Raw genomic sequence first — 21,911 nt, 5'->3', positions numbered from 1 at the left:
ACGGCGGTACGGGCGGGCCCACCCCCCGTACCGCACCCACCCCCACCGTGTGAGGAGTACTCGCATCACCATGCACGAGGCCACCGACCGACGTCCCCGGGCCCTGCTCGCCATGGCCCCCCAGGTCGCGGAGGAACTGCTGACGCCGGCCCATCACGAGAGACTGGGCCGCCTCGTACGGACCGATCCCGGCCTGATAGCGAGCGACTTCACCGACCCCGGTCCGGCCCTTACCGCCGCGCTCGCCGAAGCGGAGGTGCTGCTCAGCTGCTGGGGCGTGCCGCGGCTGACCGCCGACGTGCTCGCGCGGGCACCTCGGCTGCGCGCGGTCGTGCACGCGGCCGGCACCGTGAAGGGCTTCGTCACCGACGCGTGCTGGGAGCGCGGCATCCAGGTCAGCTCGGCCGCGGGCGCCAACGCGCTCCCCGTCGCCGAGTACACGCTCGCCGCGATCCTCTTCTCCGGCAAGAAGGTGCTCGACTCGGCGCGCGGCGCCCGCGAGCCGGGCGGGCGCCACGACTGGCACCGCGAGCTGCGCGCGGCGGGGAACTACCGCCGTGTCGTGGGGCTCGTGGGCGCCTCGCGGGTGGGGCGCCGGGTGCTGGAACTCCTGCGACCCTTCGACTTCGAGGTGCTGCTGCACGACCCGTACGTGTCCGGGGCGGACGCGGCGGCCCTCGGCGCCCGCTCCGTCGAGCTGGCCGAACTGTGCGCGCGCAGCTCGGTCGTCTCGGTGCACGCCCCCGAACTCCCCAGCACCCGCCACCTGATCGGGCCCGCCGAGCTGGCCGCGATGCCGGACGGGGCGACGCTGATCAACACCTCCCGGGGCTCGCTGATCGACGAGGACGCGCTCCTCGACGAGCTGGCCTCCGGCCGCCTCTCCGCCGTCCTCGACGTGACCGACCCCGAACCGCCCCTGCCCGGCTCCCCCTTCTACACCCTCCCGAACGTCCTGCTCACCCCGCACGTCGCCGGTTCCCTCGGCAACGAGGTGCACCGCATGGCCGACCACGCGCTCGACGAGATCGAACGCTGGACGCGGGGCGAGCCGTTCGCGGAGCCGGTGGCGGCGGAGGGGCTGCACTTGTCGGCGTGAGGCGCCTGGCCGGGGGCAGGCGGGAGGTGGGCCCGCTCCCGGCGGGCGCCGCTCACCGTCTTCCACAGGAGCAGTACGCGATGTCACAAGCCCCCGACCACGATTCGCCGCAGCGGCCCCAGTGGCGGGACCTCTTCGTGGAACCGGCCTGGCCGGAACCGGCCGCGGAGCCGGAGGAGGAGGCGGTACGGGCGGCGACGGCGACGGCCCCGCGCCGCCACGCCCGCGCCCGCGGGCGAGCGGGACGGGGCAGCGTCTGAGCGGACGGCGGAGGCCGGGAAGCGGGGCGCCCCGCCCCCGTTCGACGCCCCACGCCGAAGGGCCGGTCCCCTCGTCCGAGGGGACCGGCCCTTTTCGCTGTCACGCGGAGGGACAGCGCGGCCTTACGGCCGCGGGAGCGGCGGGAGCGGCGGGCGGCCGGAGTTCACCGGCCGGCGCGGCCGTGCCTATCGCCGCCCGCCGCTTGCCGCCGCAGGCCTCAGTGGCTGTGGCTGTGGCCGTGGCCACCGGCCTCCGGCTCCTCCTCGGCGGGCTTCTCGACGACGAGGGTCTCGGTCGTCAGGAGCAGCGAGGCGATGGAGGCGGCGTTCTCCAGGGCGGAGCGGGTGACCTTGACCGGGTCGATGACGCCGGCCTTCACGAGGTCGCCGTACTCGCCGGTCGCGGCGTTGAAGCCCTGGCCCTTGTCGAGCTCGGAGACCTTCGAGGTGATGACGTAGCCCTCGAGGCCCGCGTTCTCCGCGATCCAGCGCAGCGGCTCGACGGCGGCGGCGCGGACGACCGCGACACCGGTCGCCTCGTCGCCGGTCTTGCCGAGCGAGTCGGCGAGGACCTTCGAGGCGTGGACGAGCGCGGAGCCACCACCGGAGACGATGCCCTCCTCGACCGCGGCGCGGGTCGCGGAGATGGCGTCCTCCAGACGGTGCTTCTTCTCCTTCAGCTCGACCTCGGTCGCGGCACCGACACTGATGACGCACACGCCGCCGGCGAGCTTCGCGAGGCGCTCCTGGAGCTTCTCGCGGTCCCAGTCGGAGTCCGTCGTCTCGATCTCGGCCTTGATCTGGGCGACGCGACCGTCGATGTCGGCCTGCTGGCCGCCACCGTCGACGATCGTCGTGTCGTCCTTCGTCACGGTCACGCGGCGGGCGGAGCCCAGCACGTCCAGACCGGCCTGGTCGAGCTTGAGGCCGACCTCCTCGGCGATGACGGTCGCGCCCGTGAGGGTCGCGATGTCGCCGAGCATGGCCTTGCGGCGGTCGCCGAAGCCGGGCGCCTTGACGGCGACCGCGTTGAAGGTGCCGCGGATCTTGTTGACGACGAGGGTGGAGAGCGCCTCGCCCTCGACGTCCTCGGCGATGATCAGGAGCGGCTTGGAGCCACCGGCCTGGATGACCTTCTCAAGGAGCGGCAGGAGGTCCTGGATCGAGGAGATCTTGCCCTGGTTGATGAGGATGTACGGGTCCTCCAGGACGGCCTCCATCCGCTCCTGGTCGGTGACCATGTACGGGGAGAGGTAGCCCTTGTCGAAGGCCATGCCCTCGGTGAAGTCCAGCTCCAGGCCGAAGGTGTTGGACTCCTCGACGGTGATGACACCGTCCTTGCCGACCTTGTCCATCGCCTCGGCGATCAGCTCGCCGACCTTCGGGTCCTGCGCGGAGAGCGCGGCGACGGCGGCGATGTCGGACTTCTCGTCGATCGGGCGGGCCGTGGCGAGCAGGTCCTCCGAGACGGCCTTGACGGCGGCGTCGATGCCCTTCTTGAGCAGGGCCGGGGACGCGCCGGCGGCGACGTTGCGCAGGCCCTCGCGCACGAGCGCCTGGGCGAGCACGGTCGCGGTGGTGGTGCCGTCACCCGCGATGTCGTTGGTCTTGGTCGCCACCTCCTTGACGAGCTGGGCGCCGAGGTTCTCGTACGGGTCCTCGACCTCGACCTCACGGGCGATGGTCACACCGTCGTTGGTGATGGTGGGGGCGCCGAACTTCTTGTCGATGACGACGTTGCGGCCCTTGGGGCCGATCGTCACCTTGACCGCGTCGGCCAGCTTGTTGACGCCGCGCTCAAGGGCGCGACGGGCGTCCTCGTCGAACTTCAGGATCTTCGCCATGGCAGCGATTCAGCCCTCTCGGGAAAAACTCGGGAAAGTCGTGGGTGACCACAACGACCGCGCCCCCGGTGGCCCCGGCGTCGAAGAGGACGGGGTCCGGGGGCGCGGCTCGTTGCGAAAGCCGGGTGGTCCGGGAAAGACCCGGAAACGACCGGGGTGTTGCTTACTTCTCGATGATCGCGAGCACGTCGCGGGCCGAGAGGACGAGGTACTCCTCGCCGCTGTACTTCACCTCGGTGCCGCCGTACTTGCTGTAGAGCACGATGTCGCCGGTCTTGACGTCGAGCGGCAGGCGCTCGCCGTTCTCGAAGCGGCCCGGGCCCACGGCGAGGACGACGCCCTCCTGGGGCTTCTCCTTCGCGGTGTCCGGGATGACCAGGCCAGAGGCCGTGGTCTGCTCGGCGTCGAGCGGCTGGACCACGATGCGGTCCTCAAGCGGCTTGATGGCAACCTTGGAGCTGGCGGTCGTCACGATCCGACCTCCCCCTTCGGAGATCACGGGGTGAATAAGTCATTGGGTGGCGACCGGTAATCCGTCGTCGCGGGTGCCGGACTGCCCGTCGCTGTTTGGCACTCTCCGGTGGGGAGTGCCAGAGGCGAGACTATGACCGCGATTAGCACTCGGTCAAGCGGAGTGCCAGGCGAGTGCCGCGCGAAGCGGAAAAGGGGCCTTCCGGACGACGTCCCGGAAGGCCCCTCTCCCCCTCTGGACTCAGATGTAGTCCTCCAGGCGGGCCACCGCGTACCCCTTCTCGGTGACGGTGCGCAGGAACGTGCGAAGGGCGTCGGCCATCGAGCCGTTCCACTGGGCGCGTCCCTGGAAGTGCGTGAGGACGAGGTCGCCGGGGTGCAGATCGCTGTCGCGGTAGACGACCTTGCCGGGGAAGACCTCCGCCTCCCACAGCGGGATCGCGCGGATGCCGCAGGAGCGGGCGACCTCCAGCGTGTCGCGGTTGTAGCTCCCGTACGGCGGCCGGAAGAGCGTGGCGCCCCGCCCGTAGTGGCGGCGCAGCTTGTCCTGCATGCCGCAGATCTCGTGGCGCTGGGTCGCGCGGTCCAGGCCCGGGAGGTAGCGGTGGAGCAACGTGTGGTTCTGGAGGGACGCGCCCTGCTCCCGCGCCGTACGGAAGTACTCCCAGCCGCCGTCCACGGCGTCGTCGCTGAGGAAGGCCGTGTACGGGACGTGGAGTTCGCGCAGCATGCGGAGCGTCTCGGGGTCCTGGTTCACGCCGTCGTCGATGGTGAGGAAGACCACGCGGTCGCTGGTCGGGACGCGCGTGAAGACGGGCGGCAGCGCCTCCGTACGGGGCCCGCTCACCTCGAACCCGCGCCGGGTGGGCGGCGGGACCTTCGTACGGGGCGGGGGCGGCGCGAGAAGCGGAACCCGCGGGAGCCCCCAGCGGTGGGCCGCGGCGAGGAGCGCGGCCTTGCGCGCCTGCGCCTCGCGCGCCTCCGCCTCGACCGCCCCGCGTACCGCCTCGGCCCCCTGCCGCGCCTCCTCGGCGAGCCCGCGCGGAGCGGCGGGACCGGGGGCGCCGAGGGCGGGGGCCTCGGAGGCGGTGACCCCGGAGGCGGGGGCCCCGGAGGCGGGGGCCCCGGAGGCCGGTCCGCCGGGCGCGGAGTTCGTACGGGACGGTATCTCCGCGCCCGCGCAGCCCGCGAGGAGCAGGGCGGCGCCGAGGAGGGCGACGGAGCGGGCGAGAGCCGGGCCGACGCCGGAGTTGCGCGGGTTCGTGGCGGTAAACCGTATCTTTCCCATGCCCTGACACTCCCCCGCCCCGGCCCCCGCGCCCGCACCACGCCGAGCCGTCAGCCGAGCGGCCCACCACTGCCACGCGCACAGCGGTACGGCGCACGCCGCGCGGGCGCCGTCGCCCCTCCCCCGTACCGCCCCCCTCCCGCCCGCCCCCGACAATGGCCGCGTGGACCTCGACGATCTCTTTGCCCTCCGCACCCCCGAGGGCAGTGCGCTCCTCGCCGAGCTGCGGGGGCTGCGGCCCGCCGACGAGCTGGCGGCCCTGACCCGTCTGCGGCGTGCGCACCCGCCCGCGCTCGTGACCGCGGCGCTCGCGCAGGCGCGGCTGCGGGACCGCGCCGTCGCGAAGTTCGGGGCCGAGGACGCGGCGCGGATGTGGTTCACGCCCGGTGGCGTGGAGCAGGCGACGCGGGCCCCGGTCGCCGCGTACCGCGCCGAGCGCCTGAAGGAGTTCGGCGCGCGGCGCGTCGCGGACCTGTGCTGCGGGATCGGCGGCGACGCGCTCGCGCTCGCGCGCGCCGGGATCGCCGTACGGGCCGTGGACCGCGATCCGCTGACGGCGGCCGTCGCGCGGGCGAACGCGCAGACGCTGGGGCTCGCGGAGCTGATCGAGGTCGAGTGCGCGGACGTGACGGAGGTCGACGCGGGCGACTGCGACACGGTCTTCGCCGACCCGGCGCGGCGCGGCGGCCGGGGCCGGATCTTCGACCCGGAGGCGTACTCGCCGCCGCTGAGCTGGGCGATCGGCGCGGCGCGGAGCGGGCGGCTCGGCGCCCTGAAGGTCGCGCCGGGCGTGCCGCACGAGGCCATCCCCGCCGACGCGGCGGGCGAGTGGGTCTCGGACGGCGGCGAGCTGAAGGAGGCTGTGCTGTGGTTCGGGACGGGGACGGGGACGGGGACGACGGCGACCCTGCTCCCGGGCCCGCACCGGCTGCGCGGCACCGGGCTCCCGAACCCCCCGGCGGCCCCCGTCGCCCGCTACCTCTACGAGCCGGACGCGGCCGTGATCCGCGCCCACCTGGTCGCCGAGGTCGCCCGCGACCTGGACGCGACCCTGATCGACGACACGCTCGCGTACCTCACGGCGGACACCCTGACCCCGACCCCGTACGCGCGCCCGTACGAGATCACGGACGTCCTCCCCTTCGGCGTGAAGCGCCTGAAGTCCCTCCTGCGCGAGCGCGGCGTCGGCACGCTGACGGTGAAGAAGCGGGGCTCGGCGATGGAGCCCGAGGAACTGCGCCGCCAGGTGAAACCGAAGGGCCCGAACGCGGCGGTGGTGTTCATGACGCGGGCGCTGGGGGCGCCGGTGATGCTGGTGGGGCGGGGGGTGTGAGGGCGGCCAGGGTGACGGTGTCCAGGCTGAGCCCGAGCGGCGCGGGCAGCTCGGCGGGGACACCGAGCGGGCGGGTGGTGACGCCGCGGTAGCCGTCGTCGTGCGGCTCCGCGCAGACGGTGAGCGTGCGACGCTCGCGCTCGACGAGGAGGTGCAGGGGAAGGCGGGCGGCGGCGTGTGCGCGGATGCGGGCCGGCGAGGGCGCGGCGACGACGTCGAGGGTCAGGAGCGCTCCCGCCGGGGCGGCCCACTCGCCCGCTCCCCGGAAGTGCCGCCGCGGGGCGAGCGTCCCGTCCGGGCGCAGGCGGCTGTCCCCCAGCCGCAGTCCCCGCCACGGGTACAGCCACAGGTCAGGGCTCAGGTCCAGGAAGAGGCCCGTCATCTCGCGCAGCAACTCGCCGTGCGCCCCGTCCGAAGGCGGTTTCACCAACAGCCGCCCGTCCAGGAACTCGAGCCACACGGTCTCGGGGGCGCGGGCCGCCAGTTCCTCGAAGTCCTCGACGGGCATGTCGGCGCGGTGCGCGCGCTTCCCGTCTGCGGACGGGGCCGTGCCGGTCACAGTGCGCCGAACGGCGGGATGATCCGCGAGGCGTTCCACCTCGTGCACGACCCTCGGCGGCAGGCCATCGGCGACGTGGGCACGGTCCGGGTCGTACTCCCAGCGCCAGCGGTCGCTCAAGGCGTGCCCCCACCCCGCACTGCGGCCAGTGCCTCGTCCAGGAGCTTTCCGATCCCGGTCGCAGCCTCACGGGCTTCCTCTGCCGTTCCCCGCTCCGCCGCGTCTTCGAGACGTCGCAGCCTGCCCGCGAGGCGCGGGTGGCGCTGGATGTACACGTAAACGGACCAGTGAACGGTGAATTGACTCAGCGGCGCCAGATCCGACCCCGCACGCGCGCTCTCCGCCGCCTCTTGCAGCTCACGCGTGAACGCGGGCAGCGCTGCGGGCGCGATCCGGCGCACGGCCTGCTGCAACGCCGGGATCGAGGCGGGAGGCTGGGGGATCAGAGGCGTGTCCGAGGCACCGACGGTCATGGCTTCTCCCATGGGCGGCATCCTGTAACCACGGCGCCAGCGTAACGAGCCGTTTTCGTCCGTCTCAGCCCATCGGGTGAACGCCGTCCCGTCCCTGTGACACATCCACCGAAGCGAACCGCCACCTGTGCACCGCCCGCGTCACCAACTCCTCCGGTGGCTCCGCCAGTTCCGGGTGGTCGGCGTCCGGCTCGCCCTCCCACCACGTCAGGACGAGGACGCGGTCCTGGGGGGCGGTGAAGGTCTCGCGGCGCAGGGGGGTGGCGGCCAGGGGCTGAGCGCGGGTCCAGGCGAGGAGGTCGGGGCCGCGGCCCTCGCGGGCGCGGGCCTCCCACATCAGCGTCGTGACGCTCACTTGTACAGGTTCTCCTTGGACACCTCGTGCACGTGGTCGTGGCCGTGGCGACCGTGCCCATGCGCGTGCCCGTGGCCGCCGTCCGTGTCCGAGTCGCCGTGGTCGTGGCCCGGCACGTGCGGCTCCGTGACCGGGAGCGAGGAGTCGGCCGAGAGTTCCCAGTCGGAGGCGGCCCGGTTCCGGGCGACCATCTCGGCGCCCAGCGCGGCGACCATCGCCCCGTTGTCGGTGCACAGCTTCGGGCGCGGGACGCGCAGCCGGATGCCCGCGCGCTCGCAGCGTTCCTGCGCGAGGGCGCGCAGGCGGGAGTTCGCGGCGACGCCGCCGCCGATCATCAGGTGGTCGACGCCCTCGTCCTTGCAGGCTCGTACCGCCTTGCGGGTGAGCACGTCGACGACGGCCTCCTGGAAGGACGCCGCCACATCCCGTACCGGCACCTCCTCGCCCGCCCTGCGCTTGGCCTCGATCCAGCGCGCCACGGCCGTCTTCAGCCCGGAGAAGGAGAAGTCGTAGGCGGCGTCGCGCGGCCCGGTGAGCCCGCGCGGGAACGCGATCGCCTTCGGGTCGCCCTCGCGCGCGTAGCGGTCGATGACGGGGCCGCCGGGGAAGCCGAGGTCGAGGACGCGCGCGATCTTGTCGAACGCCTCGCCCGCCGCGTCGTCGATGGTCTGCCCGAGCGGCCGGACGTCGGAGGTGATGTCCGCCGAGAGGAGGAGCGAGGAGTGCCCGCCGCTGACCAGGAGCGCCATCGTCGGCTCGGGGAGCGGGCCGTGTTCGAGCTGGTCGACGCAGATGTGCGAGGCGAGGTGGTTGACGCCGTAGAGCGGCTTGCCGAGCGCGTACGCGTACGCCTTCGCCGCCGAGACGCCGACGAGGAGCGCGCCCGCGAGCCCGGGGCCCGCCGTCACCGAGACGCCGTCGAGGTCCTTCGCGCTGACCCCGGCCTCCTTCAGTGCGCGGCTGATGGTCGGGACCATCGCCTCCAGGTGGGCGCGCGAGGCGATCTCCGGGACGACGCCGCCGAAGCGCGCGTGCTCGCCGACGCTCGACGCGACCGCGTCGGCGAGCAGCGTCGTGCCGTGCACGATGCCGACTCCGGTCTCGTCGCAGGAGGTCTCGATACCGAGGACGAGGGGGGCGTCAGGCATGGCCGGGGGGTTCGCTTTCTGGGGTACGGGGGGTGGGGGCGACCGGGTTCGCGGGATCGGTGAGGCGCATCACGAGGGCGTCGACGTTGCCGGGCTGGTAGTACCCGCGACGGACGCCGATCGGCTGGAAGCCGTACCGCTCGTAGAGGCGCTGGGCGCGGACGTTGTCGACGCGCACCTCCAGCATGACCTCGGCGCACTCGAAGGCGGTCGCGGCCCCGAGGAGGTCGGTGAGGAGGCGGGAGCCGAGGCCGTGGCCCCAGGCCGCCTCCGAGACGGCGATGGTCTGCACGTCGGCGAGGTCCCCGGAGGCCGCGAGGCCCGCGTATCCGAGCAGGGTGCCCTCGGCGTCCTCGGCGACGACGTAGTGGCGGTTCGCGCCCGGGCCGCGCGCGTGCGCGAGTTCGGACCAGAACATGCCGCGCGACCAGGCGTCGTCGGGGAACAGGGTGCGTTCGAGTACGAGGACGGCGTCGATGTCCCACCAGCGCATCTCGCGCAGCCGGGGGAAGCCGTCCTCCTCCGGAGCGGTCGCGGGCTCGGCGGCGCTCACCGCGGCGTGACCACCTTGTAGTTCTTGGGGACCTGGGCGTCGGGGCGGCGCAGGTAGAGGGGGCGCGGAGGGCCGAGTTCCTCGCCGGCGGCGAGGCGGTGCGCGGCGAGCGCGGCGAGGGCTTCGGCGTCGGCGTGCAGGGGGCTGCCGGGGCCCTCGGGCACGGCGCCGTCGAAGGCCTCGGGGTAGAGGTGCGCCCCGGCGCCGTACGCGGGAACGCCGCTGACCTGCGCGGCGATCTCGCCGGGACGGTCGACGGCGGGTTCGCCGAGGGGCGTCGTGGCGTCCGCGTACCGCCGCCAGTAGACCTCCTTGCGGCGCGCGTCCGTCGCGACGAGGAAGGGTCCCTCCTCGGGCGTACGCCCCGTGGCGGAGGCGAGTCCGTCGAGCGTGCACAGGCCGTGGACGGGGATGCCGAGCGCGAGGCCGAAGGTGTCGGCCGTCGCGAGGCCGACGCGCAGCCCGGTGTACGGGCCCGGGCCGGTGCCGACGACGACGGCGGTGACGTCGCGGAGTGCGGCCCCGGCGGCGGCGAGGACGCGGTCCACGGCGGGGAGGAGGAGTTCGCCGTGGCGCCGGGCGTCGACACGGCTGTCGGAGGCGAGGACCCGCTCCCCGTCGTGCAGGGCGGCGGTGATGGCGGGTGTCGCGGTGTCGAGAGCGAGCAGAAGCACGCCGACAGCCTACGGCGCGGAGTGCGGCGACGCCGAAGGCGGCCGGGCCCTCCGAGGTGAGTGAGCACTCACCCACTCCGGAGGCCGGTTTCCCGCCCGGCTGCTAACGTCACGGTGCGCGGCGCAGGGCCGGGGCCCGGCAGGGCTTGACGCACAGGAGGCGGCACAGTGGCAGGCAGGAGCTCCGGGATCGTGGCCGGGCTGACAGCGGCGGCCCTGGCCGGAATCGGTTTCCTCACCTTCCAGGCGAACGCGAGCGCCCCCGACCACCTCGCGAAGGCCCCCCACTCCCCCAGCGCCTCCCCTTCTCCCTCCGCCGGCGCGAGCGGCTCCGGCGGTCAGGGGAAGAAGGGCAACGGCGGCAAGAAGGCCGAGGCGGCGGTCCCGGCGGACTCCGGCACGGGCAAGCGGGTCGTGTACGCGCTCGGCGCGAAGCGGGTGTGGCTCGTGGACGAGAGCGGCAAGGCGAGCAGGACCTTCGAGGTCACGCCGAGCACCGTCGACCCGGCGCCCGGCACCTACTCGGTGACGTCGCGCGCGGTGGGCGTCCTCGGCTCGGACGGGGTGCGCATCGTCAAGGTCGTGCGCTTCGCGGTCACCGAGGGCGTCGCGATCGGCTTCAGCGCGGCGGCGGACGGCTCGACGCCGCAGCCGGACCCGGGCTCCCGCACGGGCGGCGTCCGCGAGTCCCTCAAGGACGCGGACGCCATGTGGGACTTCGCGGACCTGGGCTCGAAGGTGGTCGTCGTCAAGTAGGCCGGGCGGCGGCTCGCTACGTACGACCGCGCCCCCGCCCGCACGCCGTCACCCCTCGCGCTCCCCTGTGTGGCCCTCGTCGCGGGTGTGTCCCTCGTCGCGCGCGTCCCTCTCGCTCCGCCGCCCCGCGGGGGCCGGTGGGGTCGAGACGGCGGTCGCCGCGGCGCAGGACTCCAGCAGTGCCCGCATCGAGGGGATGGCGGCGGGCTGGGCGCGGAGGGCTTCCGTGGTGGGTGCGGTGGTCGGCATGGCTGCCTCCTGACGTCAGGCGTGGTTAGGTAGCCCTAACCAAGTCTTGGCCTCCATGTGACCACGCGGGCGGCACGGGACGCAACATCATGCCGACACCGTGTCGGAAAGCCCTCATGCCTCGCGCAGGTTCAGGAGCGCGGCGGCCGCCGACGGGTCGTCCTGCCAGCGGGCCCCGTACGCGGTGATCGTCACGAGCCGGGGGTCCGCGTCGTCGGCCGCCCCGGCCGCCGGGTCGAGCGCGGTCGCCGTACCGCCCGTGGCGCGGTCGATGCGGATGAGGAGGCGGTCCTCCGTCAGCTCCTCGACCTTCCCCTCACCCCATTCGACGACCACGACGGAGTCGGTGAGCGAGACGTCGAGGTCGAGGTCCTCCATCGCGTCGAGCCCGCCGCCGAGCCGGTAGGCGTCGACGTGGACGAGCGCGGGCCCGTCACCGAGCGGGGGGTGGACGCGGGCGATGACGAAGGTCGGCGAGGTGACGGCGCCCCGCACGCCGAGCCCTTCCCCGAGCCCTCGCGTCAGCGTCGTCTTGCCAGCGCCGAGTTCGCCGCTGAGCAGCACGAGGTCGCCGGGCCGCAGCACAGCGGCGAGACGCCGCCCGAGCGCGGTGGTCTCCCCGGGCCCGGCGAGGGAGAAGGCGGGCAGGACGAGAGCGGTGTTCTGCGGTTCCATGAGAGGCACGGTAATAGGCGGCGGACGACCCACCGGACCGCAAGGCCCCCACGGCCCCGTACGACGGCCGGTACCGGCTCGGAGACGCGAGGGGTCGGCGCGTGGGCGCCCCACCGCCGCTGCCGGACCTCCCTCACGGCCTCGGGGTCGACCGCTCCGCCACCATTTCCAGCAGCCGCGCCACGGCGGCGTCGACCTCCTCCGGGCGTTCCAGGAGGACCAGGTGGCCCGCGCCGGGGACGAGGGTGAGGTCCGCCTCGGGGAGGGCGGTGGCGAGGGTGCGGCTGTGGGTCGCCGGGGTGATGAGGTCGTCCGTGCCCGCGAGGACGAAGGCGGGGCGGCCCCTCAGGAGCGGGAGCGCCGCCGTCTTGTCGTGGGCGGCGAAGGCCGGCCAGAAGGCGGCGACGACCTCCATCGGTGTCGCCTCGATCATGCGGGTCGCGAAACGCGCGAGGTCCGGATCGGTCTCGGCGCCCTTGCCGAAGGAGTAGCGCCGCACGAGCGTGCCGAAGACGTCCGTGACGGCGCGCCGCCCTCGTTCGGCGAGCGCGGGCGCGGAACCGAGGGCGCGCAGCACCCCGGGCGCGAGCCGCCGCAGCGCCTCCGCGCCCGGCGCGGGCAGACCCCAGGCGACCTCGTCGAGCCGCCCGGCGGAGGTGCCGATCAGGCCGATTCCGGCGACGCGGTCGCGTACGAGGCCGGGGTACCGCTCGGCGAGCGCCATGACGGTCATGCCGCCCATCGAGTGCCCGAGCAGGACGAGCGGTCCGGTGGGCGCGGCGGCGTCGATGACGGCCTTGAGGTCGCCGCCGAGCAGGTCGATGGCGGGTGGCGGCGCGCCCGGCGTCCAGCCGGAGCGGCCGTGTCCGCGCTGGTCCCAGTAGACGGCGCGGGCGCGGCCTCGCAGCGCCGCGCGCTGGTGGTGCCAGGAGTCCTGGTTGAGGCAGTAGCCGTGCGAGAGGACGACGGTGAAGGGGGCCTCTCCTTCGAGCGGGGCGGCTCCTTCGGGGGCGGCTCCGTCCGCGTAGGGATCTTCGATCTCGTACGCGAGGGGGGTGCCGTCCGTCGCGAGGGCTACGCCGGGGGTGCCGCGCAGCGTCCCGTACGGGCTCGTGGCGTCGAGCGCGAGGCGCGCCCGGCGGCGCACGGAGCGGCCCACGGTGAGCCGTTCGACGGCGACTCCGGCCGCTGCGCCCGCGGCGAGCACGCCGACGGCGGCCCCGAGGACCCCGGCCCGCCCGCGCCCGGCGGGGGGCGCGGGCGGGAGCGGGGCGGGGAGCCCGGCGAGAGGTGCGCTGTCGGCCACGTGGCTCTCCTCGGCGACTCGGCTCGTACGCGGGTCGTACGGCTCGTACGCGGGTCGTACGGGGTGCTTACCCGTTCAGGTGGACGCGTGGCACGCGGCCGCCGATGCGTGTGACGATCTCGTAGACGATGCTGTCCGCCGCCCGCGCCCAGTCCTCGGCGCTCGGTTCGCCCTGGTCGCCGGGGCCGAAGAGGACGGCCTCGCTGCCGGGGGCGGGCGTGTCGCCGCCGAGGTCGACGACGAACTGGTCCATCGCGATACGGCCCGCGACGGTGTGCCACTTGCCGTTCACGAGGACCGGCCCGGCCCCCGAGGCGTGCCGGGGGATGCCGTCGCCGTAGCCGAGCGGGACGAGGCCGAGTGTCGTGTCGCCGGGGGTGACGTAGTGGTGCCCGTAGCTGACGCCGTGTCCGCCGGGGACCCGCTTGACGAGGGCGAGCGGGGCGAGGAGCCGCATGACGGGGCGGAGCCCGAAGTCGGTGTGCGTGCCCATGGCGGGGCTGGGCGAGAGCCCGTACATGGCGATCCCGGGCCGTACGAGGTCGTAGTGGCTCTCGGGGAGGCTCAGGGTGGCGGGCGAGTTGGCGATGTGCCGGACCTCGGCGCGGACGCCGAGGCGCGCGGCGAGCCCTGTCATCTCCTCGAAGAGGGTGAGCTGCGCGGCGATGGAGGGGTGCCCCGGCTCGTCGGCGCAGGCGAAGTGCGACCACAGGCCGACGACCTGGACGAGGCCCTCCGCCTGGAGGGCGAGGGCGTTGCCGACGAGTGCGGGCCAGTCGCCGGGCTGGCAGCCGTTGCGGCCGAGGCCGGTGTCCGCCTTGAGATGGACACGGGCCGCGCGCCCCGCGGCGCGGGCCGCCGCGGCGACCTCGTCGAGCGCCCACTGCCCGCTCACGGAGACGTCGATGTCGGCCTCGATCGCGGCGCGCCAGGGCCCGCCGGGCGTCCACAACCAGCACAGCATGCGGCCTTCGACGCCCTCGGCGCGCAGCGCGAGCGCCTCGGCGGGCGTCGCGACGCCCAGCCAGCTCGCCCCGGCCTCCACCGCGGCCCGCGCGCAGGCGAGCGCGCCGTGCCCGTAGGCGTCCGCCTTGACCACCGCCATGAACGCCGCACCGGGCGCGCGCTCCCTCAGCAGGCGGACATTGGCCCGCAGAGCGGCAAGATCGATCTCGGCCCGGGGGCCCTGTGCGGTGGTGTTCATCGTGACTCAGTGTCGCACTGCGGGCGGGTGGGGGCGGCGCCAAGGGCCGGGGGGCCAGGGCGGGGGCGCGCCGGGGACGGCTTCGCTCACTGGATCGCGACGGCACGCGCGAGGGCGGGGCCGAGCGCGTCGGCGTGCGCGGGCACGGTCCGTACGGCCCAGGCCGCGGCGTCCGCGAGGAAGTCCCGCAGCGCGCCCTCGACCCCGGCGAGCAGGGCGCGCACCTCGGCGACGGGTACGGCCGCAGAGGCCGTCCCGGCCGCGGAAGCCGCCCCGGCCGCGGCGCGGAGCCGCACGAGTGCGCCGTCGCGCTCGGCGTACGGGTCGCCGGAGGGCTGACCGCCGTGCCCCCACCACAGCCGCGCATCGCCGTCGCCGTCGAGCATGTCGTACCAGTCCCGCCAGTCCTCCAGACCGCAGCAGCACCCGGGCGTGAAGTCGGTACCCGTGCGGGCGTCGGTGACGAGCAGTCCCCCGGCGGCACTCGGGTACTCGTACGAGAGCAGCCCGTGCAGGAGCGCGGGCAGCCGACCGGCCGGGCGGGGCGGGAGGTCCGGGTCGCCCTGGTGGTCGTTGCCCCGGGCGAGGCCCAGCACGACGGCCCCGATCTCCCCGTCGCTCAGCCCGCCGCGCAAGGCGAGAAAGCCGAAGGGTTCCAGCTCCGCGACGGGCCACGGCAGCGGCTCGTCGACCACCTGGATCTCGACGACGGGCTTCATGAGGAACACACGGCCCCCGTCCGCCGGCTCAACCCCGCCCCGCCCCCACGCGCGCTCCCCACGTCGGTTCCGCCGCGGCGAGCCAGGCGTCCTGGTGGTCGGCGAGCGGGTCGGTGAGCGGGAGGGGCTGCCAGTGGCAGCGGAAGCGGAGGTTCGCGGCCGGGGCGTGGTGCTCCCACTGGTCGGGGCCGCCGCGGGGAGCGTGCAGGAGGAAGTACGTGGTCCGGCGGGGCGCGCCCGTCTCCGGGTGGGGGCGGTGGTCGACGGCGAGGGCCCGCACGACGCGGGCGCCCTCGACGCCCGTCTCCTCGCGCACCTCGCGCAGCACGGCCGCGCTCAGTTCCTCGCCCTGCTCCACACCCCCCGCCGGGACCCGCGTACCGGCCTCGGGTACACCGACGTGATCGAACACCAGCAACTCGGGCCCGCGCGCCCCGTACCGCACGACATAGGCCGCCACCCGCACCCGGGGCGGAAGAGGGGGATTCATGGGGGAATTGTGGACACAGCCGAGGAGCTCGTGCCACAACAACGGGGTAACAGCGGGTGAATGATGGTGGGGCAGGCGGGGGCGGGTTGACGCGTGGGGTTGACGGACCGGGCGACGTCCCTCACGCCACCCGGGCATCCCTCGCCCCGCCCGAGCAATCCCCGCCCCGCCCGAGCGCCCCACTCACCCCTCCCGCACGTCCCGCCATGCCCCCGGAATCGCCTCGGCCACGTCGTACGCCGTGATCGGGGCGCCTCCCCGGCCACCGCCTGCCGCGCGGCGGGCGGCCAGTCCATGGAGGTGGGCGGCGGCCGAGGCGGCGTCGCGCGGGGGGAGACCGGTGGCGAGGAGGGAGCCGGCGAGGCCCGAGAGGACATCGCCCGCGCCCGCCGTGGCGAGCCAGGAGGTGCCGGTGGCGTTCACTCGTACGGGGGATGTGCCACCCGGGTCGGCGATGAGCGTCGTGGAGCCCTTGAGGAGCACGGTCGCGCCGAGACGGTCGGCGAGTTCGCGCACGGCGTCGAGACGGCGGGCCTCCACCTCCGCGCGGTCCACGCCGAGGAGCCTGGCCGCCTCACCCGCGTGCGGGGTCAGGAGGGTCGGCGCGGTACGGGCGCTGATGCGGTCCGGGCCCGCGAGGCTCAGCGCGTCGGCGTCCATCAGGAGGGGGACGTCCGTCGCGAGGACGTCGTCGAGCGCGGCGCGCGCCTCGTCGCCGTCACCGAGCCCGGGGCCCACGACCCACGCCTGCACCCGCCCCGCCTCGGACGGCAGCCCCGAGGACACGAGCGTCTCGGGGTGCCGCGCCGTCACCGCCTCGGCGGCGGGTCCCGCGTACCGCACCGCGCCCGCGCCGCCCCGCAGCGCCCCCGTCACCGCGAGGACCGGCGCGCCCGGATAGCGCGCCGAACCGGCCGCGATCCCCACGACGCCCCGCCGGTACTTGTCGCTCTCCGTCCCGGGCACCGGCAGCAGCGCGGCGACGTCCGCGTACTGGAGCGCCTCCAGATCCGGCGCGCCCGGCTCGACGCCGATCGGTACGAGCCGCAGCGCGCCCACGTACTCGCGCCCGGGGTCGATGAGCAGTCCGGGCTTGTAGGTGCCAAAGGTGACCGTCACGTCGGCGCGCACCGCCTCCCCGCCCACCTCGCCGCTGTCCGCGTCGATACCGCTCGGCAGGTCGACGGCGAGGATCACGGGCCGGCCCTCGTACGCGGTACGTGCCAGACGTGCCGCGACGGGCCGCAGCCCGCCCTTGCCGCCGATGCCGACGATCCCGTCGAGCACGAGGTCCGCCTCCCGCACGCGCCGCGTCACCTCGCCGGACCCGTCGGCGCCTTCGGCCTCTTCGGCCCCTTCGGGCGCTGCGAGGACGAGCCCGCCCGCCGCGCGCAGCGCGGCGAGGCCCCCCGCGTGCGCGCGCTCGGGCGACAGCAGCACCGCGCTGACGCCCGCGCCGCGCCGGGCGAGGGCCGCACCGGCGTAGAGCGTGTCGCCGCCGTTGTCGCCGCTGCCGACGAGGAGGCAGACGCGACTGCCGTACACCCGCCCGAGCAGTTCGGCGGCGGCGGTCGCGAGCCCCGTGGCGGCGCGCGCCATGAGTGCCCCGTCCGGCAGTCGGTCCATGAGCCGTTTCTCGGCGGCCCGTACGGTCTCCACGCGGTGAGCGGTACGCATGATGTCGAGTTTCCCGCAGCGCCCGCAGGTACGCATGGGCAGCCTCGCCCGGCTCCGTACGTCCGCGGGGACCGGTCCGGACAGGCGGGTCGGCGCCGGTCCGTACGGCCGGGTGCGCGGCAGCCCGTACGGGTTCGCAGGAGCCAGGGTCCACAGGGCCCGTGCGGCCGGGGCGGCACCCGTCCGCGCGGCCGGTCAGTACGAGTGCTCGGCCGTCACCTCCGCCGATACGTCGAGGGCCCGGCGGGCCGCGTCCCCGCCCAGGTCGAGCAGGGTCTGCACGAGCGCGTCGATCACCGCGAGGTGGGCGAGGCGGCTCGCGACGGCCTCCAGACCGAGAACGAGGTCCTGCCCGCCCGCCACGAGCACGCAGTCGCTCGTCTCGGTGAGCGGGGAGCGGACGTAGCTGGTCAGGGCGAGGACGGCGGCGCCCTGGAGGCGGGCGCGGCGGGCCGCGTCCACGGTCGAGCGCGTCGCACCCGTGTGGCTCACCGCGAGGCACACCGAGCTGTCGGTGAGCAGCCCGGCGGAGAGCTGCGCGGTGAGCGGGTCGGTGGGGGCGTCCACGGCCCGGCCCACCGCGCGCAGCCGGTACGCGGCGTCGGCCACGACGGGTTGCGAGAGGCCGGCGCCCACGACGAGGACCCTGCTCGCCCCGTGCAGCAGCCGCGCGGCCTCGCCGAGCCGCGCGGGTGGCAGCGTGGTGCGCAGCCCTTCGAGCGCCTCTCGGCTCGCGGCGAGCGTCGCGGCGAGGGCGCGCGCCGCCGGGTCGGCCGCGTCCCCGGAATCCGCCTCGCCGGCCGTCCCTGGTTCCCCCGCCGCTCGCGGCGCCTGCCGTGCGGCGGCGATCTTCAGCTCCTGGAAGCCGCGGAATTCGAGCCGCTGGCAGGTGCGCACCACCGAGGAGGGCGCCGTCTCGGCGAGCGCGGCGACCTCGCTCACGCTCAGCCCGACGAGGCGTTCCCCCAGGTCGAGGACGGTGTACGCGACGCGCGCCTCGGCGCCGCTCAGCCCCGAGAGGTGGGAGCGGATGTGCGCGGCGAGGTCGGCCGGTCTCTTTTCGGAATTCGATTCCACGAAAGTAGTGTACCTTGGAATTCGGTTCCGCGCTCGCCGTGCCGGACGGAACGCGCCGGAAACGGCGCGGCACCGCACGGAACCGCATGTCCGAGCAGCCCCATCCCAGGAAGGAGCCCCCTATGCCCGCCGCCGTCCCCGTGGCCGTGCTCACGGCGGCGCTGCTGCACGCCATCTGGAACGCCCTCTCGCACGCGGCCGCCGACAAAGCGGCCCGCACGGTGATGATCAACCTCGTCTACACGGTCTGCGGCGCCCTCATCGCCTGCTGCACCCCCGTGCCCGAGGCGCGCGCCTGGCCGTTCCTGATCGCCTCGGCGCTCCTGCAGGCCGTCTACCAGTGGCTGCTGCTCCAGGCGTACCGGCTCGGCGACTTCGGCCAGATGTACCCGATAGCGCGCGGCACCTCGCCCTGGCTCGTCGCGCTCGCCTCGACGGTCGTGCTCGGCGAGGCGCTGCCCGCGGGGCAGGCGCTCGGCGTCGTCGTCATATCCCTCGGCCTCGCGGGGCTCGCCCTCGCGGACGGCCTGCCGGGACGGGCCCAGTGGCCGGCGCTCGCCGCCGCGCTCGGTACGGGGGTGATGATCGCGAGCTACACCGTCGTGGACGGGACGGGGGTGCGGGACGCGGGGACCGTGCTCGGGTACATCGGCTGGATGTTCCTGCTCCAGGGACCCGTCCTGCCGCTCCTCGCCCTGGCCCGCTGGCGCGACCGCTTCGGCGAGCGGATACGGGTGGGGTGGCGGACGGGGGTGCTCGGCGGAGTGCTGTCGCTCGCGGCGTACGGGCTCGTCGTCGGGGCGCAGGCGTACGGGGATCTGGCGAGCATCGCCGCGCTCCGCGAGACGAGCATCGTGATCGCGGCGGTGATCGGGGTGGTGGTGTTCCGGGAACGACTGGGGAGGTGGCGACTTGTCGCGAGCGCGGTGGTACTGGGCGGGATCGCGGTGCTGGAGCTGGCTTAGACGGCGCGGGGCGGTGCCGCGGCACGGGGCGGTGCGGCGGCACGGGGCGTGGCCGGGCGGTGCGGCGGCACGGGGCGGCGGCGCGGGGCGACGCGGCACGGGGGCGCGCGGGGCGGCGCGGTATGGGGGCGCGCGGCCCGGGCGGTACGAGGGCGCGCGGCCCGGGTGCCGCGGGGTCCGGTGGGACGGGACCGCGCGGCCCGGGCGCGACGGGGCCGCTCCGCGTCCGCGCGGCGAGGGCTCAGCCCTCCGCGATCACCACCGCCGAGGCCACGCCCGCGTCGTGGCTCAGGGAGACGTGCCAGTGGCGGACACCCAGCTCCGCCGCGCGCGCCGCGACCGTACCGCGGACGCGCAGGTAGGGGCGCCCACCCGGTTCGGCGCAGACCTCGGCGTCGGTCCAGCGCAGCCCGGCGGGGGCACCCAGCGCCTTGGCGAGGGCCTCCTTCGCCGCGAAGCGGGCGGCGAGCGAGGCGACACCGCGTGGTTCGCCGTCCGGGAGCGTGGTCTCGCCCCCGGTGAAAAGGCGTTCCGCGAGCTGCGGGGTCCGGCGCAGGGCCGCCCCGAAGCGGTCGATCTCCGCCACGTCGATGCCGACACCGATGATCACGGGAGCCGTTCCTCTCCGGCCGGAACGGAACCCCGGCCCGGGGAAAACCTACGCCCCGGCCCCGGCGACCCCCTACCCACCGGGCCCCGGACCCCCGCTACCCGAGCCGCCCCCACGCCACGCCCCGCACCCCCGCCTGACGCCTCACTCCACCGTCACCGACTTCGCCAGGTTCCGCGGCTGGTCGACCTCGTTCCCCCGCGCGGTCGCGAGCTCGCAGGCGAAGACCTGGAGCGGGACCGTCGCCACGAGGGGCTGGAGGAGCGTGGGCACCTCGGGGATCTCGATGAGGTGGTCCGCGTACGGGGCGACCGCCTCGTCGCCCTCCTCGGCGATGACGACCGTCCGTGCCCCGCGCGCCCTGATCTCCTGGATGTTGGAGACGATCTTGTCGTGCAGGACCGAGCGGCCCCGCGGCGAGGGCACGAGGACGACGACGGGCAGGCCCTGGTCGATGAGGGCGATCGGGCCGTGCTTGAGCTCGCCGGCGGCGAAGCCCTCCGCGTGCATGTACGCGAGCTCCTTGAGCTTGAGCGCGCCTTCGAGCGCGACGGGGTAGCCGACGTGGCGGCCCAGGAAGAGGACCGTGTCGTGCCCGGCGAGGGAGCGCGCCAGCTCCCGTACCGGCTCCATCGTTTCGAGAACGCGCTCCAGGTCGCCCGGAATGCCGGCGAGTTCCGAGACGACCTCACCGATCTCGTCGCCGAACTTCTCGCCCCTGTGCTGGGCGAGCCACAGCGCGACGAGGTAGCAGGCGACGAGCTGGGTCAGGAACGCCTTCGTGGAGGCGACGGCGACCTCCGGTCCCGCGTGCGTGTAGAGGACGGCGTCGGACTCGCGCGGGATCGTCGAGCCGTTGGTGTTGCAGATCGCGAGGACGTGCGCGCCCTGTTCGCGGGCGTGCCGCAGCGCCATGAGCGTGTCCATCGTCTCGCCGGACTGCGAGATCGCGATGACGAGCGTGCGGTGGTCGAGGATCGGGTCGCGGTAGCGGAACTCGCTGGCGAGCTCCACCTCGCAGGGCAGCCGCGTCCAGTGCTCGATCGCGTACTTGGCGATGAGCCCGGCGTGGAAGGCGGTCCCGCAGGCGACGACGACGATCTTCGACGTCTCGCGCAGCACCTCGGGCGGGACCCGCACCTCGTCCAGGAGCAGCGTCCCGGACTCGTCGACGCGGCCGAGGAGGGTGTCGGCGACGGCCTTCGGCTGCTCGGCGATCTCCTTGAGCATGAAGGAGGCGTAGCCGGACTTCTCGGCCGCCGAGGCGTCCCAGTCCACGTGGTACGTGCGGACCTCCGACGGGAGCCCGTCGAACCCGGTGACGGTCACGCCCTCCGGCCACACCTCCACGACCTGGTCCTGGCCCAGCTCGATCGCCGTGCGCGTGTGGTCGATGAACGCGGCGACGTCCGAGGCGAGGAAGTACTCGCCCTCGCCGACGCCGACGACGAGCGGGGAGTTGCGGCGCGCGCCGACGACGCGGTCCGGCGCGTCGGCGTGCACGGCGACGAGCGTGAAGGCGCCCTGGAGGCGCCCGCACACCTGGCGCATCGCCGCCGCGAGATCGCCGTGCGAGCCGTACGCCTCGGAGAGGAGGTGCGCGACGGTCTCGGTGTCCGTCTCGGACTCCAGGTGGTGGCCGCGCGCGCGGAGTTCGGCGCGCAGTTCGGCGAAGTTCTCGATGATGCCGTTGTGGACGACGGCGACGCGGCCCGCGTTGTCGAGGTGGGGGTGGGCGTTGGCGTCGTTGGGCGCGCCGTGCGTGGCCCAGCGGGTGTGGCCGATGCCGGTCGTCGCGCTCGGCAACGGCCGTTCCATCAGCTCCTTCTCCAGATTGGCGAGCTTGCCCGACTTCTTCGCCGTCGCGAGCCCCCCATCCGCGAGCACGGCGGCGCCCGCCGAGTCGTAGCCCCGGTACTCCAGGCGACGCAGCCCGGCGAGGACGACGTCAAGAGCCGACTGCGTTCCGGCATATCCCACAATTCCGCACATAACGGAAGAGTACGGCGAGGGAGTGCCCGCCTCCGGAGAGCGACGCGGCCCCACCCAGCCTCATTCGCGCGCCTCGGTGAGCGCGGCCACCCGGCCTCGCTCGCGCGCCTCGGTGAGCGCGACCCCCTGTTCTC

General features: G+C 74.7%; 24 protein-coding genes. 5 read left to right on the top strand and 19 right to left on the bottom strand.

The window, feature by feature from the left end:
- The first annotated feature begins 70 nt into the window (after positions 1-70).
- Both ACIP4O_RS04585 and ACIP4O_RS04580 read left to right on the top strand, forming a co-directional pair.
- Complete coding sequence (locus ACIP4O_RS04585) at positions 71-1,099, top strand: hydroxyacid dehydrogenase (RefSeq protein WP_401571407.1); 1,029 nt, start codon at positions 71-73, stop codon at positions 1,097-1,099.
- A gap of 80 nt (positions 1,100-1,179) precedes the next feature.
- Positions 1,180-1,359, top strand: a complete 180-nt coding sequence (locus ACIP4O_RS04580) for a hypothetical protein (RefSeq protein WP_401571404.1) — start codon at positions 1,180-1,182, stop codon at positions 1,357-1,359.
- A 218-nt stretch (positions 1,360-1,577) separates the two neighbouring features.
- Here ACIP4O_RS04580 and groL read toward each other — a convergent pair whose 3' ends face one another.
- The 3 genes from groL to ACIP4O_RS04565 form a co-directional block, all read right to left on the bottom strand.
- Positions 1,578-3,203, bottom strand: coding sequence for a chaperonin GroEL (gene groL, locus ACIP4O_RS04575; protein WP_007826083.1), 1,626 nt, complete (start codon positions 3,201-3,203; stop codon positions 1,578-1,580).
- A 163-nt stretch (positions 3,204-3,366) separates the two neighbouring features.
- Positions 3,367-3,675 carry a co-chaperone GroES gene (gene groES, locus ACIP4O_RS04570; protein WP_008747517.1) on the bottom strand — a complete coding sequence of 103 codons (309 nt, stop codon included), beginning with the start codon at positions 3,673-3,675 and terminating at the stop codon, positions 3,367-3,369.
- Between the two features lie 240 nt (positions 3,676-3,915).
- Positions 3,916-4,962, bottom strand: coding sequence for a polysaccharide deacetylase family protein (locus tag ACIP4O_RS04565; RefSeq protein WP_401571402.1), 1,047 nt, complete (start codon positions 4,960-4,962; stop codon positions 3,916-3,918).
- 163 nt (positions 4,963-5,125) lie between these two features.
- Between ACIP4O_RS04565 and ACIP4O_RS04560 the strand changes: the two genes are divergently transcribed.
- Positions 5,126-6,295 (top strand): methyltransferase, encoded by a 1,170-nt coding sequence (locus ACIP4O_RS04560; protein ID WP_401571400.1) that lies wholly within the window; start codon positions 5,126-5,128, stop codon positions 6,293-6,295.
- Here the strand turns inward: ACIP4O_RS04560 and ACIP4O_RS04555 are convergent.
- The 6 genes from ACIP4O_RS04555 to tsaB are packed head-to-tail and all read right to left on the bottom strand — an operon-like array spanning position 6,243 to position 10,057.
- The gene (locus ACIP4O_RS04555; RefSeq protein WP_401571397.1) at positions 6,243-6,974 is read right to left on the bottom strand and encodes a Uma2 family endonuclease; all 732 of its coding nucleotides are present in this window, start codon (positions 6,972-6,974) and stop codon (positions 6,243-6,245) included. The two genes, ACIP4O_RS04560 and ACIP4O_RS04555, sit on opposite strands and share 53 nt — an antisense overlap.
- Positions 6,971-7,339: a hypothetical protein gene (locus ACIP4O_RS04550; RefSeq protein WP_401571395.1), complete on the bottom strand. Its 369-nt coding sequence runs from the start codon at positions 7,337-7,339 to the stop codon at positions 6,971-6,973. Before ACIP4O_RS04550 ends, ACIP4O_RS04555 begins: the two co-directional genes overlap by 4 nt.
- 52 nt (positions 7,340-7,391) lie before the next feature.
- A complete protein-coding gene (locus ACIP4O_RS04545; RefSeq protein ID WP_401573819.1) occupies positions 7,392-7,664 on the bottom strand; it encodes a hypothetical protein in 273 nt (90 codons plus the stop codon).
- 14 nt (positions 7,665-7,678) lie between these two features.
- The gene (gene tsaD, locus ACIP4O_RS04540) at positions 7,679-8,830 is read right to left on the bottom strand and encodes a tRNA (adenosine(37)-N6)-threonylcarbamoyltransferase complex transferase subunit TsaD (RefSeq protein WP_401571392.1); all 1,152 of its coding nucleotides are present in this window, start codon (positions 8,828-8,830) and stop codon (positions 7,679-7,681) included.
- Positions 8,823-9,383, bottom strand: coding sequence for a ribosomal protein S18-alanine N-acetyltransferase (rimI, locus tag ACIP4O_RS04535; RefSeq protein ID WP_401571389.1), 561 nt, complete (start codon positions 9,381-9,383; stop codon positions 8,823-8,825). Before rimI ends, tsaD begins: the two co-directional genes overlap by 8 nt.
- A complete protein-coding gene (tsaB, locus tag ACIP4O_RS04530; RefSeq protein WP_401571386.1) occupies positions 9,380-10,057 on the bottom strand; it encodes a tRNA (adenosine(37)-N6)-threonylcarbamoyltransferase complex dimerization subunit type 1 TsaB in 678 nt (225 codons plus the stop codon). The genes rimI and tsaB overlap by 4 nt, the downstream gene beginning before the upstream one ends.
- A gap of 168 nt (positions 10,058-10,225) precedes the next feature.
- Here tsaB and ACIP4O_RS04525 point away from each other — a divergent pair, with 168 nt between their 5' ends.
- Positions 10,226-10,813 (top strand): hypothetical protein, encoded by a 588-nt coding sequence (locus ACIP4O_RS04525; protein WP_401571383.1) that lies wholly within the window; start codon positions 10,226-10,228, stop codon positions 10,811-10,813.
- A gap of 48 nt (positions 10,814-10,861) precedes the next feature.
- On the opposite strand, the gene ACIP4O_RS04520 is transcribed toward ACIP4O_RS04525, so the two are convergent.
- The 8 genes from ACIP4O_RS04520 to ACIP4O_RS04485 all read right to left on the bottom strand — a co-directional run bounded on the left by ACIP4O_RS04520 (position 10,862) and on the right by ACIP4O_RS04485 (position 18,210).
- Positions 10,862-11,062 carry a hypothetical protein gene (locus ACIP4O_RS04520; RefSeq protein WP_361320418.1) on the bottom strand — a complete coding sequence of 67 codons (201 nt, stop codon included), beginning with the start codon at positions 11,060-11,062 and terminating at the stop codon, positions 10,862-10,864.
- Between the two features lie 114 nt (positions 11,063-11,176).
- The gene (gene tsaE, locus ACIP4O_RS04515) at positions 11,177-11,737 is read right to left on the bottom strand and encodes a tRNA (adenosine(37)-N6)-threonylcarbamoyltransferase complex ATPase subunit type 1 TsaE (RefSeq protein ID WP_401571379.1); all 561 of its coding nucleotides are present in this window, start codon (positions 11,735-11,737) and stop codon (positions 11,177-11,179) included.
- 133 nt (positions 11,738-11,870) lie between these two features.
- Entirely contained in the window at positions 11,871-13,043 is a 1,173-nt protein-coding gene (locus ACIP4O_RS04510; RefSeq protein ID WP_401571377.1) for an alpha/beta fold hydrolase, read from the bottom strand.
- Positions 13,044-13,110: 67 nt separating this feature from the next.
- The gene (gene alr, locus ACIP4O_RS04505; protein WP_401571375.1) at positions 13,111-14,247 is read right to left on the bottom strand and encodes an alanine racemase; all 1,137 of its coding nucleotides are present in this window, start codon (positions 14,245-14,247) and stop codon (positions 13,111-13,113) included.
- 86 nt (positions 14,248-14,333) lie between these two features.
- A complete protein-coding gene (locus ACIP4O_RS04500; RefSeq protein WP_401573817.1) occupies positions 14,334-14,966 on the bottom strand; it encodes a hypothetical protein in 633 nt (210 codons plus the stop codon).
- 28 nt (positions 14,967-14,994) lie between these two features.
- Positions 14,995-15,456, bottom strand: a complete 462-nt coding sequence (locus ACIP4O_RS04495; protein ID WP_401571372.1) for an NUDIX domain-containing protein — start codon at positions 15,454-15,456, stop codon at positions 14,995-14,997.
- Between the two features lie 183 nt (positions 15,457-15,639).
- Positions 15,640-17,133: an NAD(P)H-hydrate dehydratase gene (locus ACIP4O_RS04490; RefSeq protein WP_401571370.1), complete on the bottom strand. Its 1,494-nt coding sequence runs from the start codon at positions 17,131-17,133 to the stop codon at positions 15,640-15,642.
- 195 nt (positions 17,134-17,328) lie between these two features.
- Positions 17,329-18,210, bottom strand: a complete 882-nt coding sequence (locus ACIP4O_RS04485; RefSeq protein WP_401571367.1) for a MurR/RpiR family transcriptional regulator — start codon at positions 18,208-18,210, stop codon at positions 17,329-17,331.
- A 122-nt stretch (positions 18,211-18,332) separates the two neighbouring features.
- On the opposite strand from ACIP4O_RS04485, the gene ACIP4O_RS04480 reads away from it, so the two are divergent.
- Positions 18,333-19,175: an EamA family transporter gene (locus ACIP4O_RS04480; protein WP_361320404.1), complete on the top strand. Its 843-nt coding sequence runs from the start codon at positions 18,333-18,335 to the stop codon at positions 19,173-19,175.
- Positions 19,176-19,416: 241 nt separating this feature from the next.
- On the opposite strand, the gene ACIP4O_RS04475 is transcribed toward ACIP4O_RS04480, so the two are convergent.
- Together ACIP4O_RS04475 and glmS are read right to left on the bottom strand one after the other, a co-directional pair.
- Positions 19,417-19,785 (bottom strand): holo-ACP synthase, encoded by a 369-nt coding sequence (locus ACIP4O_RS04475; protein WP_030994280.1) that lies wholly within the window; start codon positions 19,783-19,785, stop codon positions 19,417-19,419.
- Positions 19,786-19,929: 144 nt separating this feature from the next.
- Positions 19,930-21,777 (bottom strand): glutamine--fructose-6-phosphate transaminase (isomerizing), encoded by a 1,848-nt coding sequence (gene glmS / locus ACIP4O_RS04470; protein WP_401571363.1) that lies wholly within the window; start codon positions 21,775-21,777, stop codon positions 19,930-19,932.
- Positions 21,778-21,911 lie beyond the last annotated feature (134 nt).

The organism is Streptomyces sp. NPDC088923, from assembly GCF_044749745.1.
In the GTDB taxonomy this organism is placed as follows: Bacteria; Actinomycetota; Actinomycetes; order Streptomycetales; family Streptomycetaceae; genus Streptomyces.
The sequence above is the reverse complement of the archived record's forward strand: the minus strand, read 5'-3'. Positions and strand labels throughout refer to the sequence as shown.

What these genes read in the sequence shown, in the direction of transcription:
- tsaE (WP_401571379.1), bottom strand. Translation starts at nt 11,737, where the DNA reads ATGGAACCGCAGAACACCGCTCTCGTCCTGCCCGCCTTCTCCCTCGCC.
- ACIP4O_RS04480 (WP_361320404.1), top strand. Translation starts at nt 18,333, where the DNA reads ATGCCCGCCGCCGTCCCCGTGGCCGTGCTCACGGCGGCGCTGCTGCAC.
- tsaD (WP_401571392.1), bottom strand. Translation starts at nt 8,830, where the DNA reads ATGCCTGACGCCCCCCTCGTCCTCGGTATCGAGACCTCCTGCGACGAG.
- ACIP4O_RS04580 (WP_401571404.1), top strand. Translation starts at nt 1,180, where the DNA reads ATGTCACAAGCCCCCGACCACGATTCGCCGCAGCGGCCCCAGTGGCGG.
- ACIP4O_RS04500 (WP_401573817.1), bottom strand. Translation starts at nt 14,966, where the DNA reads ATGAAGCCCGTCGTCGAGATCCAGGTGGTCGACGAGCCGCTGCCGTGG.
- ACIP4O_RS04585 (WP_401571407.1), top strand. Translation starts at nt 71, where the DNA reads ATGCACGAGGCCACCGACCGACGTCCCCGGGCCCTGCTCGCCATGGCC.
- groL (WP_007826083.1), bottom strand. Translation starts at nt 3,203, where the DNA reads ATGGCGAAGATCCTGAAGTTCGACGAGGACGCCCGTCGCGCCCTTGAG.
- ACIP4O_RS04490 (WP_401571370.1), bottom strand. Translation starts at nt 17,133, where the DNA reads ATGCGTACCGCTCACCGCGTGGAGACCGTACGGGCCGCCGAGAAACGG.
- ACIP4O_RS04495 (WP_401571372.1), bottom strand. Translation starts at nt 15,456, where the DNA reads ATGAATCCCCCTCTTCCGCCCCGGGTGCGGGTGGCGGCCTATGTCGTG.
- glmS (WP_401571363.1), bottom strand. Translation starts at nt 21,777, where the DNA reads ATGTGCGGAATTGTGGGATATGCCGGAACGCAGTCGGCTCTTGACGTC.
- ACIP4O_RS04565 (WP_401571402.1), bottom strand. Translation starts at nt 4,962, where the DNA reads ATGGGAAAGATACGGTTTACCGCCACGAACCCGCGCAACTCCGGCGTC.
- ACIP4O_RS04545 (WP_401573819.1), bottom strand. Translation starts at nt 7,664, where the DNA reads ATGTGGGAGGCCCGCGCCCGCGAGGGCCGCGGCCCCGACCTCCTCGCC.
- ACIP4O_RS04550 (WP_401571395.1), bottom strand. Translation starts at nt 7,339, where the DNA reads ATGGGAGAAGCCATGACCGTCGGTGCCTCGGACACGCCTCTGATCCCC.
- alr (WP_401571375.1), bottom strand. Translation starts at nt 14,247, where the DNA reads ATGAACACCACCGCACAGGGCCCCCGGGCCGAGATCGATCTTGCCGCT.
- ACIP4O_RS04520 (WP_361320418.1), bottom strand. Translation starts at nt 11,062, where the DNA reads ATGCCGACCACCGCACCCACCACGGAAGCCCTCCGCGCCCAGCCCGCC.